The sequence below is a fragment of the Embleya sp. NPDC020630 genome, assembly GCF_044334985.1.
Classification (GTDB): Bacteria; Actinomycetota; Actinomycetes; order Streptomycetales; family Streptomycetaceae; genus Embleya.
In genome coordinates this window covers 74,446-89,342 of sequence record NZ_JBIRUB010000008.1, presented here as the reverse complement: position 1 = coordinate 89,342, position 14,897 = coordinate 74,446, and the positions used below count along the sequence as shown (strand labels likewise).

Sequence of the window (14,897 nt, the reverse complement as noted above, 5' to 3'; positions counted from 1 at the left end):
GGAAATCCCACATACGAGTGACCCACCGGCCCAAGCCAACGGCCCGCCCCACCAGTCCAACCGAACCGGCCCGCCCCACCGGCCCAGCCCCAGCGGTCCGCCCCCAGCCCAGCCCCACCGATCCGACCCACCCACATCGGCCGGCCACCTCACCCACCCACGTCAGCCGGCCACGCCCCCCAACACCCCCCGCACCGCCGCCGCAAACGCCCGCGGATGCGTCAGATTGCCGTTGTGCCCACCCGGAAAAACCGCCGCCGCAACCCCGACGACCCCCTCCAGCGCCACCGCACACCGCCGCGTGAACACCCGCCGCCGCGTGCTCGCCCCCACCCCGGGGATGATGCGCGTCGCCGAAGAGCGCACCAGATCCGGCGACAGCACGTCCTCCACCACCGCCGGAAACTCCCGCCCGATGAAGAAATCGAAGTTCGCCACCCGCCGCGCGCTCATCGGCTGCGCGGTCAGATCCGGCTCACGCTCCTCCACACCCGGCTCGATGCCCAGGTGAGCCGTGATCGCAGGAAACGCACCGCCCATCCCGGCCCGCGCATGCACCTCCCGGATCGCGCTCAACTCACCCCGATGCGCGTCGCGTTCCGCATCGGAGAGCAACCACGGCGCGACCGGCTCGTGGGCGATCAACGTGTGCAGCAGCTCCGGCCGGGTCGCCGCCACCCGCAGCCCGATCAACCCGCCCATGCTGAGCCCCAGCATCGTCGCCGGCCCATCGGCGACCTCGCCCAACAACCGCGCCACGTCGTCGGCGTGGTCCCCGATGCTCACCGGCGCCGCCGGATCGGCCAAGGTACTCCGGGAAAGCCCACGCCGGTCATACGTCACCACGGTGTGGTCGGCCACCAGCCGATCGACCATGTCCACACTGCGCCCGGCGTCCCCCTCGCCGCTCTCTCCGATCAGCAACAGCGGCCCGGATCCCCGCACTTCGTAGTACAGCTCCGCGCCCGGCACGGACAAAACAGCACCAGCAGTCGCGGCCACGAGAATTCCCCCGGAAAGTCGTCGCGGGCGGCACCGATCCGCCACCCACCCATGACCACAACCTAATCCATCACATTAGATACATCAACATTGATACATCTTTTCCGATGTACTATCTGCTCATGACGTCCCCCACCCCAATGTCCCCCATGACCCCCGTCGACCTCTTCCTCCTCGGCCGCACCCTCATGAAGATCGGCGAAGACGCCCTACCCGCCCCCAAGGTCGGCACCGACCCTCACCCCGGCAGCGTGCGCCCGATCCTGATCGCCCTGAGCGACATCACCGCCCACCCCGACAGCGCCATCGGCGAGATCGCCCGCCGCACCGGCCTCCCGCAAAGCCAGGTCTCCACCGCCGTGGCCCGCCTCAAGGAAACCGGTTCGATCGAAACCACCCAGGACCCCACCGACCGCCGCCGCCTCCTGGTCCGCACGGCCGCGACCCCGTCCGCCAGGGTCGCCGAAGTCCGCGCCGCCGGCATCGAGGACGCCCTCACCCGTGCCCTCGCCACCACCGACGAACAGGTCCTCGCCCAGGTCACCGCAGCCCTGGCCGTCCTGGCCCGCCACCTACCCCCGGCGGCCCTGACCCGCCTGCGCCCCTGACCCCGACTCAGCGCGCGGTGATCTCCGGACCGATCGTGAAGCCCTTCAACGCGCCGCTGGGAATGGCGACCGGCGTCCCCTGTTCGACGTGAAGGGTGGATCCGTAGTCGCCCTTCCGGAAGTCGGGATCCGCGAGCACGGTCACCGTCCCGGAGCCGTCGAAGTCGTCGATGATGACGTAGATCTCGATTCCGGCACGCGCATATGCACGGCGTTTGCGCCGACGATCGCGATCACTGGCCTCGCTCCCCGGAGACACGACCTCCGCGACCAGCACCACTCCGGAAACATCCACGCCCAGACCGTCGGCGTCGGGCGCCTCGTCCAAGTCGTCGGGCGCGACGAAAAGATCCGGGATGTAGACCTTGCGGCCGTCCAGGACATTGCCGTCCTGGAAGGCGGACAGCACATCGGTTTCGAGGTGCCGATCCAAGGCACGCCGTAGCCGGTTGGCGATCATGGCGTGCCGACGGGAGCCCGTGGGAGACACCTCGATGGCTCCTTCGATGATCTCGGCGCGGAGTCCCTTGGGCAGCGTCAACGCCTTCCAGGCCCGCCACAGAAGCTCATCGAGGTCACCGGACGGTGAAGTAGTCACCGTCGGCTCATGCGTCGCAATCGCCATCGGGAAACACCTCCTCACCCCAGTGTGGGTCACGGTCGCCGGTAGCGGACAGGTTCTCGCCAACCCTACGAGTCACCCGAGTCGCGCTAACGCTCCCCGGCCACCCAGCACCCGAACGAGTGATCCCCTACCGCACCCGCCGCGCCACCTCGGTAGCCCAGTACGTCAAAATCGACGCCGCCCCCGCGCGCTTGATCGACGTCAGCGTCTCCAGGATCACCCGGTCCCGATCGATCCAGCCGTTCGCCGCCGCCGCCTCGACCATCGCGTACTCGCCGCTGACCTGGTACGCCGCCACCGGCACGTGCACCTCGTCCGCGATCCGCCGCACCACGTCCAGGTACGACATCGCCGGCTTGACCATCACCAGGTCCGCGCCCTCGGCCACATCCAGCAGCACCTCGCGCACCGACTCGTCGGAGTTGGCCGCGTCCTGCTGGTACGTCATCCGGTCGCCCTGCAGCGTCGACTCGACCGCCTCGCGGAACGGGCCGAAGAAGCCCGACGCGTACTTCGCGCTGTAGGCCAGGATCGCCACGTCCAGGTACCCGGCGTCGTCCAACGCCCGCCGGATCACCCCGACCTGACCGTCCATCATCCCGCTCGGCCCGACCATGTGCACACCCGCGTCGGCCTGCACCACGGCCATCCGCGCGTACGCCTCAAGGGTCGCGTCGTTGTCCACCGAGCCGTCGGCCGCCAACACGCCGCAGTGCCCGTGGTCGGTGAACTCGTCCAGGCACAGGTCGGACATCACCACGGTGTCCGCGCCCACCTCGGCCACCACGTCGCGGATCGCGACCTGGAGCACCCCCTCGGGGTCGAACCCGGCCGAGCCGACCGCGTCCTTGACCGACGGGATGCCGAACAGCATCAACCCGCCGACGCCCGCCGCGACCGCGTCGTGCGCGGCCTTGCGCAGCGAGTCGCGGGTGTGCTGGACCACGCCCGGCATCGACGAGATCGGCACCGGCTCGCTCGCGCCCTCGCGCACGAACAGCGGCAGGATCAGGTCGGCGGGATGCAGCCGGGTCTCCGCGACCAGCCGGCGCATCGCCGGGGACGTGCGCAACCGCCGAGGACGGTGCGCGGGAAACCCTGACGATGCGTCAGCCTGGTACGACATGAGCCAATCGGCCTTTCTCACCGATCCGCCGAAACCACCACAGCCGGCGGATTCACCACGATTACCGCACTTACCACTTACTTGGCCTTGCGCCGCGATCCCGGCCGCCGCTCACTCGGCCGGGTGACCGGGTCGCCCGCCTCGATCATCGCGGCCCGTCGCGCCGTACCGAACTCCGCCAACGCCTCGGCCAGGGCGGACACCGACGGCTCGGGCGCCAGCACGTCCACGCGCAGCCCGTGCTCCTCGGCGGTCTTCGCCGTGGCCGAGCCGATACACGCGATCACCGTCACCGCGTGCGGCTTGCCCGCGATGCCGACCAGGTTGCGCACCGTCGAGGACGACGTGAACAGGACCGCGTCGAAGCCGCCGCCCTTGATCGCCTCGCGGGTGTCCGCCGGCGGCGGCGCCGCGCGCACCGTGCGGTACGCCGTGACGTCGTCGACCTCCCAGCCCAGCTCGACCAGACCGGCCACCAGGGTCTCGGTGGCGATGTCGGCGCGCGGCAGGAACACCCGATCGATCGGGTCGAAGACCGGGTCGTACGGCGGCCAGTCCTCCAGCAACCCCGCGGCCGACTGCTCGCCCGAGGGCACCAGGTCGGGCTTGACGCCGAACTCGACCAGCGCCCGCGCGGTCGCCTCGCCCACGGCCGCCACCTTGATGCCCGCGAAGGCACGCGCGTCCAGGCCGTAGTCCTCGAACCGCTCGCGCACCGCGCGCACGGCGTTGACCGACGTGAACGCGATCCACTCGTAGCGGCCGGTCACCAGGCCCTTGATCGCCCGCTCCATCTGCTGCGGCGTGCGCGGGGGCTCGACCGCGATGGTCGGCACCTCGTGCGGCACCGCGCCGTACGAGCGCAGCTGCTCGGAGAGCGTGACCGCCTGCTCCTTGGTCCGCGGGACCAGCACCTTCCACCCGAACAGCGGTTTGGTCTCGAACCACGACAGAGTGTCGCGTTGCGCGACCACCTCGCCGACGACCACGACGGCCGGCAGCGTGATCTTCGCGGCCCGCACGTCCGAGGCGACCTGGGCGAGCGTGCTCACCAGGGTGCGCTGCTCGGTGGTGGTGCCGTTGATCGTGACCGCGACCGGCGTGGCCGGCTTGCGCCCGCCCGCGACCAGCTCCTGGGCGATCTCGGCGATCGAGTCCAGCGCGCCGCGCAGCACCAGGGTGCCCTCGACGGAGCCGACCGTGGCCCAGTCGATCGTGCCTTCGGCCATGTCCAGCACACGCACGCCGCCGCTGCCCTTGGTCGGGTGCAGCGGGATACCCGCGTAGGTGGGCACGGCCGTGCTGACCGGCACACCCGGCACGACCTCGAAGACGATCTTCGCCTTCGCGACCGCGGTGACCTCGTCGATGACCGACTGGTCCACGCAGGGGTCGCCGGCCACGGCCCGGACCACCTGCCTGCCCGATCGCGCGGCGGCCACCACGACCTTGGCCCGGGCCACGGCGGACAGGAGTTCCCCGTCGTCGCCGGTCACCGGGTCCAGGACCTCGACCCCGCTCTTGCAGTGGAACAGGACCTGGCGCAGCGTCGCCTCGTCGGCGACCACCACGTCGGCCTCTGCCAGCACCTCGATGGCCCGCAGTGTGAGCAGTCGCGGGTCGCCGGGACCGGCACCCACGAAGGTCACGATGCCGCTGGGCTTCTTCTTCGCTCTGGGGCTCAAGGGACGCGCTCCCCCATCAAACCGGAGGCCCCTCGGGCGAGGAGTTCGGTCGCGAGTTCGCGCCCGATCTTCTCCGCCTCGTCGAGGGTTCCGGTGGCGGACAACCGTACGCTGTCGGTGCCGTCGACATTCGCGACTACGGCCCGCAGGTACAGCTCGGTGACCTGCTCGCCTTCGGCGACCTCGCAGAGGGCGCCGACCGGAGCCGAACATCCGGCTTCGAGGACGGCGAGCAGCGTGCGCTCTGCCAGTACGGCGGCTCGGGTGTCCGAGTCGTCCAAACCGGCGAGCAGTTCGACGAGGGCGGCATCGTGTGCCGCGCACTCGACGGCCAATGCCCCTTGACCGGGGGCAGGCAGCATGTGGAGCGGATCGAAGGTCTCGGTGACCTCCTCCGCACGGCCCAGGCGGCCGAGGCCGGCCCTGGCCAAAACGACGCCGTCGAGCTTGCCCGAGCGTACGTAGCCGACTCGGGTGTCGACGTTGCCGCGGATCGGCAGGATCTCGTGGCCGAGGCCGAGCAGTCGCAACTGCGCGGCGCGGCGCGGCGAGCCGGTCCCGATCCGGGATCCGGCCGGCAACTCGGCCAGCGCGAGCCCGTCCCGGGCCACCAGCACGTCGCGCGGATCGTGCCGCTGCGGGACGGCCGCGAGGGTGATGCCCTCGGGCTTGCCCGTGGGCAGATCCTTGAGCGAGTGCACGACGAAGTCGACCTCGCCGGCGTGCAGCGCGTCGCGCAGCGCGTTGACGAACACGCCCGTGCCGCCGATCTGGGTCAGGTGCTCGCGCGAGACGTCGCCCTGGGTGGTGATCTCCACCAGTTCGACGGCGCGGCCGGTCAAGCGCGTGACGGCCTGGGCGACATGACCCGACTGGGCCATCGCCAGGGCGCTTCGCCTGGTGCCCAGTCGCAACGGTGCCTCGGTCACGCCACACCTTCCACGCTGTCGGGGGTGTCGGCCCGGCGGACCACCTCGGGGGTGCCCGGGTCGAGATCGAACAACATCCGCAGCGCGTCGGCGTACGACGAGCCGGCGGGCTCGCCGGCCAACTGCTTGACCCGCACGGTCGGCGCGTGCAGCAGCTTGTCCACCACGCGCCGTACGGTCTGCTCGACCTCGGCGCGCACCCGCTCGTCCATCTCCGGCACCCGGCCGACCAGCCGCTCCAGCTCGGCCCGGACCACGTCCGAGCCCATGCTGCGCAGCGCGACCACGGTCGGCGCGACCTGCTGCGCCTGCCGCGCGGTCGCGAACGCCGCGACCTCCTCGCAGACGATCTTGCGCACCAGTTCCACGTCGGCCTCGCCGGCCGTACCGGCGGAGACCTCGGCGAGCAGTTCCAGGTCGATCAGCACCACACCGTCGAGCTCGCGCACGCCGGGGTCGATGTCGCGCGGCAGCGCCAGGTCGATCAGCACCAACGGCTGCTCGACCCCACGCTCGCGCCGCGCGGCGAGCACGGCCTCGATCTCGTCCCGACCGATCACCAGCCCGGCCGCGCCGGTGCAGGAGACCACCAGGTCCACCGAGCCCAGCGCCTCCGGCAGCGCCGACATCGGCACCGCGCGGCCCGAGACCGCCTCGGCCAGGTGTTCGGCACGCGCGTAGGTACGGTTCGCGACCACGATGTGGCCCACGCCCTCGCGGTGCAGCGTCTTGGCGGCCAGCGCGCTCATCGAGCCGGCGCCCACCACCAGCGCCCGGCTTCCGCCGATCGGGCCCATCGACAACTCGGCCTGGGCCAGCCCGACGGTCATCAGCGACCGGCCGGCCTGGTCGATCCCGGTCTCGGCGTGGGCCCGCTTGCCGACCCGCAGCGCCTGCTGGGTCAACTCGTTCAGGACCCGCCCGGCGGTGCCTTGGGTCTGCGCGAGCGCGAGCGCGGCCTTTATCTGGCCGAGGATCTGCCCCTCGCCGACCACCATCGAGTCGAGCCCGCAGGCGACCGAGAACAGGTGCTGGACCGCGCGGTCCTCGTAGTGCACGTACAGGCACGGGGTCAGCTCGGACACCGGCACCCCGGTGTGCCGCGACAGCAGGTTGCCCAGTTCGGTGACGCCACCGTGGAAGCGGTCCACGTCCGCGTAGATCTCGACCCGGTTGCAGGTCGACAGCAGCACCGCCTCGCCGACCGGCTCGGCCGCCACCAGGTCGTGCAGAAGCGCCTCCTGGGCCGTCCCGGTCACCGAGACCCGCTCCAGGAGACCGACCTCGGCCGTTCGGTGGCTGAGGCCGACCGCCAGGACACTCATGGTGTCTTCCTACCGTTGATCGCCGTGTTCGCGGGCGCGATACCCGTGCGACAGCCGGTCACGCGGGCATCACCTCGGGGAGGTCGCCGCGTTCCCCGGGCTTCGAGGGTCGCGCCGGGACCGGCCCCGCGACGGGGTCGAGACCGGACTTGCGCTGTTCGTGGAAGGCCAGGATCTGCAACTCGATGGACAGATCCACCTTGCGCACGTCCACCCCTTCGGGCACCGAGAGCACGGTGGGCGCGAAGTTCAGGATGCTCGTGATGCCGGCGGCGACCAGTCGATCGGCCACCTCCTGCGCGGCCGGTGCCGGCGTGGTGATCACGCCGATCGACACGTGGTCCTCGCGCACGATCTGCTCGAGGTCGTCCATGTGCCGCACCGCCATGCCCGCGATCCGCTGCCCGGTGACCGCCCGATCGGCGTCCAGCAGGGCCGCGACCCGGAAGCCGCGCGAGGCGAACCCGCCGTAGTTGGCGAGGGCGTGACCCAGATTTCCTATGCCGATGATGGCGACCGGCCAGTCTTGGGTGAGCCCGAGTTCACGCGAGATTTGGTACACGAGATACTCGACGTCGTAACCGACCCCGCGGGTGCCGTAGGAGCCGAGATACGACAGGTCCTTGCGCAGCTTCGCCGAATTCACCCCGGCGGCAGCGGCGAGTTCCTCGGACGAGACCGTGGGAACACCCCGCTCCGACAGCGCACTGAGCGCCCGGAGGTACAGCGGAAGCCGCGCCACCGTCGCCTCGGGGATGCCACGTCCCCGCTGCGCCGGTCGCTCGGTACGCCCTGTAGCCACGCTGCTCCTGTGGGTGGGACCTGGGATTTCGATTGCCAGGTTAGGCTTTTGTGAACGTACGCACAAAGTAGGTGTCCGATTTGCGCGCCTGTCGTGATGCTCGTCACGCCTTGGTTCCGAAGTCGGGCGTGAACTCGATCACATGAGGTGACTCGAGCATGGCCCGTGCGTAGTCGTGGTGACCGATCGCATCCGCCTCCCCACCGTACGTGTCGGCGATTCGTCCCCCGGTCGGCCCCCTCCTCCGGCGAACGACCGGCCCCGACCGCATCGGATCGACGCGGACCGGCCTCGGACCGACTCAGCCGCCGAGCGCCTTGCGCAGCCGCCGCTCGTCGACCCGCCAGAAGTCGTGCTGTTTCCCGTCCACCAGGGTCACCGGGATCTGCTCCCAGTACCTGTGCTGGAGGTCCGCGTCCTGCGTGATGTCGACTTCGGTCCAGGTCGCCCCCAGTTCCGCGGTCACGCGTTCGATCACGACCCGGGCGTCGTCACACAGGTGACAGCCGGGCTTGCTCAACAGCGTCACGGAGCGGGTCGCGGCGTCGGGGCGGCGGCGGAAAGGATTCACGTCCTCGATTGTCACCCCACCGCGGGCCCACCGGGAGACAACCTCCCGGCCCGAGCCGGAGGCCGCGCTTCACCGATGGGGCGCGCACCCGCAAGACCGGCGCCACACGAGCGCAATACGGGCCTACTAGGCTCGACGCCATGGTTTTCTTGCGCCGGCGACCGAGGACCGAGAACAACCACGACAACGCCGTGCGGGCGGGCGAGGCGGCGGCGGCCGCGGCGCAGGCGAGCGCCCCGGCGCGCGCCCCGGGCGAGGCCGATGCGCCCGCCCGGATCGGTGCCGCGTTCTTCGACCTGGACAACACCGTCATGCAGGGCGCGTCGATCTTCCATCTGGCCCGGGGCCTGTACGCCCGCCGGTTCCTGACCACCCGCGACATAGCCCGGTTCGGCTGGCAGCAGGCCAGGTTCCGGCTCGGCGGGGAGCACATGGGGCACGTGGGCGACGCGCAGGAGAGCGCGCTGTCGTTCGCCAAGGGGCACACGGTCGAGGAGATCCGGGTGATCGGCGAGGAGATCTTCGACGAGTGCATGGCGGACAAGGTCTGGCCGGGCACCCGGGCGCTGGCCCAGATGCACCTGGACGCGGGCCGCCAGGTCTGGCTGGTCACCGCCGCGCCGATCGAGATCGCCGACACCATCGCCGGCCGACTGGGCCTGACCGGCGCGCTCGGCACCGTGCCCGAGACCCGCGCCGGCGTGTACACCGGCCGCCTGGTCGGCGAACTGCTGCACGGCGAGGCCAAGGCCGAGGCGGTCCGCGCGCTCGCCGCCCGCGAAGGGCTGAACCTGAGCGACTGCTCGGCCTACAGCGACTCGGCCAACGACATACCGATGTTGACCCTGGTGGGCGATCCCTGCGCGGTCAATCCGGACGCCCGACTGCGCCGCCACGCCCGGGCGCACGGGTGGCGCGTGAAGGACTACCGCACCGGGCGCAAGGCCGCCCGGATCGGCCTGCCGGCCGCCGCCGGGATCGGCGCCGTCGCGGGCGCGGTGGCCGCCGGAACCGCCGTTCGGCGGCGGGTGCCGACCCGGATCTGAGCACCCCGTCCCGGCCCCGCACACCCCCCGCGACCTGCGGCGAGGGGGTCCATTCGGGCTGCCCCGCGCCGCCCGACGAGCGGCGAGTTGTCCGCATATAGCACAGCTGACACGCGACAACCCGACAAACACGCAAAGAGCACACATCAGCGGTCGATCCCGGTAGCTTCACAACGCCGATGGGCACACTTGGTATCCCTTCCTTTACTAAGCGTTATTCTCGATCGGCGCACAGCGGTATCCAAGTTCCCTACTATGGGTGATCGATTCCGCACCGAACGTAATTACCGCTGAAGCAACAGGGAGTCCCGTGCACCGAATCGTCCGGGTTGACGTGTCCGGGCTGGCGACACTGCGTGCGGCGGTGTGCGCGAGCTTTGCCCCCCCGTCCGTCGGTTTCGCCGCCACAGCCGGTTACGGCGCCGGTGTCTGTCGCGCGAGTTCGGCCGGGCCCGTGGGCCTCGCCCTCGCGGCGCGCGCCGGCACCACCGAACCGACCCGTCCCACCCGAGGCTCCGGCTACACCCGGGGCCCGGGTCCGGACGGCGAGGCCCGCCGCATCATGGCCCTCGTCGAACTCGCCCAGGACGGCGACGGCGACGCGTTCGCCCAGCTCTACGACAACTACTTCGACACCGTCTACCGGTACATCTACTACCGGGTCGGCGGTCGCGCCGTCGCCGAGGACCTGACCAGCGAGACCTTCCTGCGCGCGCTGCGCCGGATCGGCACCTTCACCTGGCAGGGTCGCGACTTCGGCGCGTGGCTGGTGACCATCGCGCGCAACCTGGTCGCCGACCACTTCAAGTCCAGCCGGTTCCGCCTGGAGGTCACCACCGGGGAGATGCTCGACGCCAACGAGGTCGAGTCCAGCCCCGAGGACTGCGTCCTCGAATCGTTGTCCAACGCGGCCCTGCTCGACGCCGTGCACAAGCTCAACCCCCAGCAGCAGGAATGCGTGACCCTGCGCTTCCTGCAGGGTCTATCGGTCGCGGAGACCGCACAGATCATGGGTAAGAACGAGGGGGCGATCAAGACGTTGCAGTACCGCGCCGTACGGACGCTCGCCCGTCTCCTGCCCGAGGACGTGCGGTGAATCACACTTCCGTAACCTTCGGGGTCCGCGGCTCGTTCTTCCCGATAGCGACCCCCTTCGGGGATCGTTGCGGCGGGGAGCCGCCCTGTGGCCCCCGACCCGGAGACTTCCCTGGACGGACATCCGGGGAGAGGAGGTGCGGCCTGTGAGCATTGCGGCCCTGGATCGGCGACCCGCGAGCGCCTTCGCGCGAGCCCTCGACGAGAACGACCGCGACAACCGATCGGCGGAGCCACTGCCCGCGCTGGTCCCGCTGCTGCGGACCGCCGAGATGCTGCGCGAGCGGTCCTCGGCGGCACCCGTACCGAGCGCGGACTTTCGCACCGCGCTCCGGCAACGGTTGCTGGACGAGGCCGCGGCGCTGCCCGCGACCGAGGGCGCGGCCACCGTGCCGGCACCGCGCGGCGCGCATCGCCGTCGCGAGTCGCAGGCCCCGCCGCGCACCGTGCGCTGGCGGCGGCGGGCGGCGATCGCCGGCGCGTTCGTGGTGGTCACCGGCGGCGGTCTCGGCGGGGTGGCCTACGCCAGCTCCGACGCGCTGCCCGGCGACCTGACCTACGGCGTCAAGCGCACGGTCGAAGACTTCAAGATCTCGCTCGCGGACAACGACCACGAACGCGGCGAGCGTTACCTGCAACAGGCCGACACCCGGATGGGCGAGGCCGAACGGCTGCTCAGGCGGGCCGGGCGGAGCCCCGACAAGGACACCGTGCGGCATCTGCGGCAGGTGCTCGACGACTGGCGCGAGGAGGCCGACAAGGGCCGCGCGCTGCTCACCGACCACTTCCGCAAGAGCGGCAGCGACGGGTCGATGCGCAACCTGGCCGACTTCGCCCGCTCCGGCAACGAGCGCATGGAGCGGATCGGCGACCGACTCCCGCCGGAGCTGCACTCCGAGCGGGACCGGGTCCGCACGCTGCTCACCGCGATCAACGAGCAGGTCGCCCCGATCGCGGGCACTCCCGACCGAAGTTCGGCCAAGCCCGGCACCGCTGGGCACACCGACGGCGCACCGGCCGCGCCCGGTACCGCCCCGGGCGGCGCACCGGGCACCGGCGGCCTGCCGCTCGTCCCGAGGCTCCCGGGCCTGGGCGGCGGCGCGACCAACGGCGCACCGTCGCAGGGCGGCTCGACCACGACGGGCGGTGCCGCACCGCCACAGCAGCCACAGCAGGACGGCGGCCTGCTGCCGGGGCTGAACATCCCGCTGCTCGGCGGCGCTCCGGCACAAAGCCCCTCCGACCGGTCCGACGGCTCCGGGGGCACCCCGGCGCCGGCGAAGACGCCCAAGGGCCAGATCCTCCCGCCCCTGCTGCCCGGCCTGCCGGGCATCGGGCTCAACCTGCTCGGCCCCGCCGAGGAGGAGCCACACAGCTGACCGAGCCGGTGGGCAACACCGAAGGCGGCGCGCGGACCACCGTCCACGCGCCGCCTTCGTGTTCCGGGTTCCGGAACCCGATCCATCGGAACCCGATCTAGAAGAAGACCGACCGCCGCTGCATCAGCAGCCGATAGATCGTGTGCTGGATGGTCTCGCGCACCTCGTCGGTCAGGTTGAACACGACCATCGGGTCGTCCGCCGCCTCCTCCGGATACGCGTCGGTGTGGATCGGCGCACCGAACTCGATCCGCCACCGCGTCGGCAGCGGCACCAGCCCGAGCGGGCCGAGCAGCGGGAAGGTCGGGGTGATCGGGAAGTAGGGCAGATTGAGCAGGCGCGCGAGAGTGCGCGCGTTGCCGACCATCGGGTAGATCTCCTCCGCGCCCACGATCGAGCACGGCACGATCGGCACCCCGGTGCGCAGCGCCGCGGACACGAAGCCGCCGCGCCCGAAGCGCTGGAGCTTGTACCGCTCGGCGAACGGCTTGCCCAGGCCCTTGTAGCCCTCGGGCCACACGCCGACCAACTCGCCCTTGCCGAGCAGCCGTTCGGCGTCGGCGTGGCAGGCGAGGGTGTGTCCGCTCTTGCGCGCCACCGAGCCCACCAGCGGCAGCTGGAAGACCAGGTCGGCGGCGAGCAGCCGCAGATTGCGCCGGGCGGGGTGGTGGTCGTGCACCGCCACCTGCGTCATCAGCGCGTCCACCGGCAGCGTGCCGGAGTGGTTGGCCACGATCAGCGCACCGCCCTCGGCCGGAATGTGCTCCAGGCCGCTGACCTCGATCCGGAAGTACTGCTCGTAGACCACCCGCAGCGCGGCCATCAGCTTGTCGTTGAGTTCGGGATCGAAGCCGAACTCGTCCACCTCGTACTCACCGGTGATCCGGCGGCGCAGGAAGGCCAGTCCGTCGGCGGCCCGATCCTCCCAACCCGGTCCGGCCACGCCGTCGAGGAGTCCGGCGGCGGCACCGCCCACCACCCCGCCGATCGTGCCCGCGAGCGACCCGAACAACGAGCGCCCGGATCCCGGCGCGCGCCGGGGCCCGGCCTCGGCCGAGGCGGCGTCCGCGTCCGCCGGGGCCGTCTCGGCCGATCCCGGCTCGGCCGGCCGCGCGGATTCCGCCCGCTTTCGTCCCGGTCGCGCCTCGATCGATCGCACCGGCACCTCACCTTCTACCGGCTCGGGCACCCGGACCGCACGCGCGGACCGGGTGGGCCGACGCCCCGACCGGGGCGCGGGCGGGCGCGCTCCGGAAGTGGCGCCGTCGAAGGGAATGATGCGGGCCTCACCCATCGGGGTTCCTCCTGGTGAGCAGCAGGTCGGCGAGTCGATCGGGCACCTGGGCCAAGCGCCTCGGGTCGAGCAGGCCGGTCGAACGACGACCCTCGGCATAGTCGGCGAACGTCTCGGCCGTGCTCCTGGCCGCGACGAAGCCCAATTTCTCCCGGGCCCGCGCGGGGTCCACCACGCGCCCGTGGGTGAGCAGGCGCACCTGCTCGGCGGACAGGTGCACCGAACCCGCGCGCCGCAAACCCTGGTTGACCAGACCCACCGCCGCCGCCGGGAACGGCACCACCGGTCGGCCCAATCGGCGCGCGGCCTGGGACAGGAACAGCACACCCTCGGCGGCGATGTTGTACGTGCCGGGCCGATCGGCGAGCATCGCGATCCGCAGCGCCTCGCGCAGGTCGTCCTCGTGCACGAACTGCAGGCGCGGATCGTAGCCGAGCAGCGTGGGCAACAGCGGCAGCGCGAAGTAGGCACCCATCGGCGAGTCGGTACGCGGCCCCAGCAGCGGCGCGAACCGCAACACGGTCACGGCGACATCCGGCCGGCGCCGGGCGAAGCCGCGCACGTAGCCCTCTATCTCGACGGCGTCCTTGGCCCACCCGGCCGAGGGCTGCACGCGCGGTTCGGTGTCCTCGGCGAACAGCGCGGGGTCGCGCGGCGAACCGCCGTAGACGGCGGTGGTCGAGCGCACCACCAGACGGCGGATCGACGGCGCCTTCTGGCACGCGGCGAGCAGCTGCATGGTGCCGATGACGTTGGTCTCCTTGATCGAGACCGCGCCGCCCCGAATCGGCGGCAACTCGCTGGGACTCAGGTGCACCACGGTGTCCACCGCGGCCGAGGCGACCACCTTGGCGATCATCGGGTTGCGAATATCGGCGAGCACGAAGTCCACACCGGCCGGCTCCGAAGCGGGCGCCACCATGTCGACCCCGATCACCCGGTCGACATCGGGCTCATCGCGAATCATCCGCACAAACCCGGCCCCAGGATCACCGGCAACCCCGGTAACCAGGACGACACGCCCCATCCTGCGTCCTCCCCAACCCGACCCGGCTCGCACCAAATCCACGACACACTCGGACCCCTACGGTAGGCGCACCCCGAGCCACCAGCTCCCAACGTAACCGTACGCACGCCCCACCAACCCCCACCGGCCCACCCATTAACAAGCCATTCACAAACCGGCCGGGGCACGGACTCGGAGCATGCGGAAAGCGCCGGCCCGGGGCGCGGGGCGGGAGCACGTGCTCGAAGCGTAGGCCGAGGACGCGGGCTCGGAGCGCGGGGCCGGGACGCGGGCGCGGGCGCGGAGCGTGCGGAAAGCGCCGGCCCGGGGCGCGGGGCGGGAGCACGTGCTCGAAGCGTAGGCCGAGGACGCGGGCTCGGAGCGCGGGGCCGGGACGCGGGCGC

Annotated in this window: 14 protein-coding genes; 4 read left to right on the top strand and 10 right to left on the bottom strand. The window is 71.4% G+C overall.

Translation table 11 applies throughout. The features are described 5' to 3' along the window. Positions 1-162 precede the first annotated feature (162 nt). Positions 163-972, bottom strand: coding sequence for an alpha/beta fold hydrolase (locus tag ACH4XV_RS26450; RefSeq protein WP_395793911.1), 810 nt, complete (start codon positions 970-972; stop codon positions 163-165). A 179-nt stretch (positions 973-1,151) separates the two neighbouring features. Between ACH4XV_RS26450 and ACH4XV_RS26445 the strand changes: the two genes are divergently transcribed. After that, positions 1,152-1,610, top strand: a complete 459-nt coding sequence (locus ACH4XV_RS26445) for a MarR family transcriptional regulator (RefSeq protein WP_395793909.1) — start codon at positions 1,152-1,154, stop codon at positions 1,608-1,610. A 7-nt stretch (positions 1,611-1,617) separates the two neighbouring features. Here ACH4XV_RS26445 and ACH4XV_RS26440 read toward each other — a convergent pair whose 3' ends face one another. The 7 genes from ACH4XV_RS26440 to ACH4XV_RS26410 all read right to left on the bottom strand — a co-directional run bounded on the left by ACH4XV_RS26440 (position 1,618) and on the right by ACH4XV_RS26410 (position 8,673). Further along, a complete protein-coding gene (locus tag ACH4XV_RS26440) occupies positions 1,618-2,235 on the bottom strand; it encodes a Uma2 family endonuclease (protein ID WP_395793907.1) in 618 nt (205 codons plus the stop codon). Positions 2,236-2,362: 127 nt separating this feature from the next. Beyond that, the gene (hemB, locus tag ACH4XV_RS26435; protein WP_395793905.1) at positions 2,363-3,361 is read right to left on the bottom strand and encodes a porphobilinogen synthase; all 999 of its coding nucleotides are present in this window, start codon (positions 3,359-3,361) and stop codon (positions 2,363-2,365) included. Positions 3,362-3,438: 77 nt separating this feature from the next. Further along, complete coding sequence (locus tag ACH4XV_RS26430) at positions 3,439-5,046, bottom strand: bifunctional uroporphyrinogen-III C-methyltransferase/uroporphyrinogen-III synthase (RefSeq protein ID WP_078976627.1); 1,608 nt, start codon at positions 5,044-5,046, stop codon at positions 3,439-3,441. Then, a complete protein-coding gene (hemC, locus tag ACH4XV_RS26425) occupies positions 5,043-5,975 on the bottom strand; it encodes a hydroxymethylbilane synthase (RefSeq protein WP_395793903.1) in 933 nt (310 codons plus the stop codon). Before hemC ends, ACH4XV_RS26430 begins: the two co-directional genes overlap by 4 nt. After that, positions 5,972-7,300, bottom strand: a complete 1,329-nt coding sequence (locus ACH4XV_RS26420) for a glutamyl-tRNA reductase (RefSeq protein WP_395793901.1) — start codon at positions 7,298-7,300, stop codon at positions 5,972-5,974. The genes hemC and ACH4XV_RS26420 overlap by 4 nt, the downstream gene beginning before the upstream one ends. Before the next feature lie 58 nt (positions 7,301-7,358). After that, positions 7,359-8,102: a redox-sensing transcriptional repressor Rex gene (locus ACH4XV_RS26415; protein WP_078976624.1), complete on the bottom strand. Its 744-nt coding sequence runs from the start codon at positions 8,100-8,102 to the stop codon at positions 7,359-7,361. A 301-nt stretch (positions 8,103-8,403) separates the two neighbouring features. Beyond that, the gene (locus ACH4XV_RS26410; protein WP_395793899.1) at positions 8,404-8,673 is read right to left on the bottom strand and encodes a glutaredoxin family protein; all 270 of its coding nucleotides are present in this window, start codon (positions 8,671-8,673) and stop codon (positions 8,404-8,406) included. Between the two features lie 140 nt (positions 8,674-8,813). Between ACH4XV_RS26410 and ACH4XV_RS26405 the strand changes: the two genes are divergently transcribed. The 3 genes from ACH4XV_RS26405 to ACH4XV_RS26395 all read left to right on the top strand — a co-directional run bounded on the left by ACH4XV_RS26405 (position 8,814) and on the right by ACH4XV_RS26395 (position 12,193). Beyond that, the gene (locus ACH4XV_RS26405) at positions 8,814-9,719 is read left to right on the top strand and encodes an HAD family hydrolase (RefSeq protein WP_395793897.1); all 906 of its coding nucleotides are present in this window, start codon (positions 8,814-8,816) and stop codon (positions 9,717-9,719) included. Between the two features lie 310 nt (positions 9,720-10,029). After that, a complete protein-coding gene (locus ACH4XV_RS26400) occupies positions 10,030-10,815 on the top strand; it encodes an ECF subfamily RNA polymerase sigma factor, BldN family (RefSeq protein WP_395793895.1) in 786 nt (261 codons plus the stop codon). A 145-nt stretch (positions 10,816-10,960) separates the two neighbouring features. Continuing rightward, the gene (locus ACH4XV_RS26395) at positions 10,961-12,193 is read left to right on the top strand and encodes a DUF5667 domain-containing protein (RefSeq protein WP_395793893.1); all 1,233 of its coding nucleotides are present in this window, start codon (positions 10,961-10,963) and stop codon (positions 12,191-12,193) included. Positions 12,194-12,290: 97 nt separating this feature from the next. On the opposite strand, the gene ACH4XV_RS26390 is transcribed toward ACH4XV_RS26395, so the two are convergent. Both ACH4XV_RS26390 and ACH4XV_RS26385 read right to left on the bottom strand, forming a co-directional pair. Continuing rightward, positions 12,291-13,487 carry a lysophospholipid acyltransferase family protein gene (locus ACH4XV_RS26390; protein ID WP_395793891.1) on the bottom strand — a complete coding sequence of 399 codons (1,197 nt, stop codon included), beginning with the start codon at positions 13,485-13,487 and terminating at the stop codon, positions 12,291-12,293. Continuing rightward, on the bottom strand, positions 13,480-14,514 hold the full coding sequence (locus tag ACH4XV_RS26385; protein ID WP_395793889.1) for an NAD-dependent epimerase/dehydratase family protein: 1,035 nt from the start codon (positions 14,512-14,514) through the stop codon (positions 13,480-13,482). The genes ACH4XV_RS26390 and ACH4XV_RS26385 overlap by 8 nt, the downstream gene beginning before the upstream one ends. Between the last annotated feature and the right edge of the window lie 383 nt (positions 14,515-14,897).

Bases quoted from the DNA above. Each gene is read 5' to 3' on its own strand.
- ACH4XV_RS26445 (WP_395793909.1), top strand. From the start codon at position 1,152: ATGACCCCCGTCGACCTCTTCCTCCTCGGCCGCACCCTCATGAAGATC.
- ACH4XV_RS26440 (WP_395793907.1), bottom strand. From the start codon at position 2,235: ATGGCGATTGCGACGCATGAGCCGACGGTGACTACTTCACCGTCCGGT.
- hemB (WP_395793905.1), bottom strand. From the start codon at position 3,361: ATGTCGTACCAGGCTGACGCATCGTCAGGGTTTCCCGCGCACCGTCCT.
- ACH4XV_RS26420 (WP_395793901.1), bottom strand. From the start codon at position 7,300: ATGAGTGTCCTGGCGGTCGGCCTCAGCCACCGAACGGCCGAGGTCGGT.
- ACH4XV_RS26405 (WP_395793897.1), top strand. From the start codon at position 8,814: ATGGTTTTCTTGCGCCGGCGACCGAGGACCGAGAACAACCACGACAAC.
- ACH4XV_RS26390 (WP_395793891.1), bottom strand. From the start codon at position 13,487: ATGGGTGAGGCCCGCATCATTCCCTTCGACGGCGCCACTTCCGGAGCG.
- ACH4XV_RS26385 (WP_395793889.1), bottom strand. From the start codon at position 14,514: ATGGGGCGTGTCGTCCTGGTTACCGGGGTTGCCGGTGATCCTGGGGCC.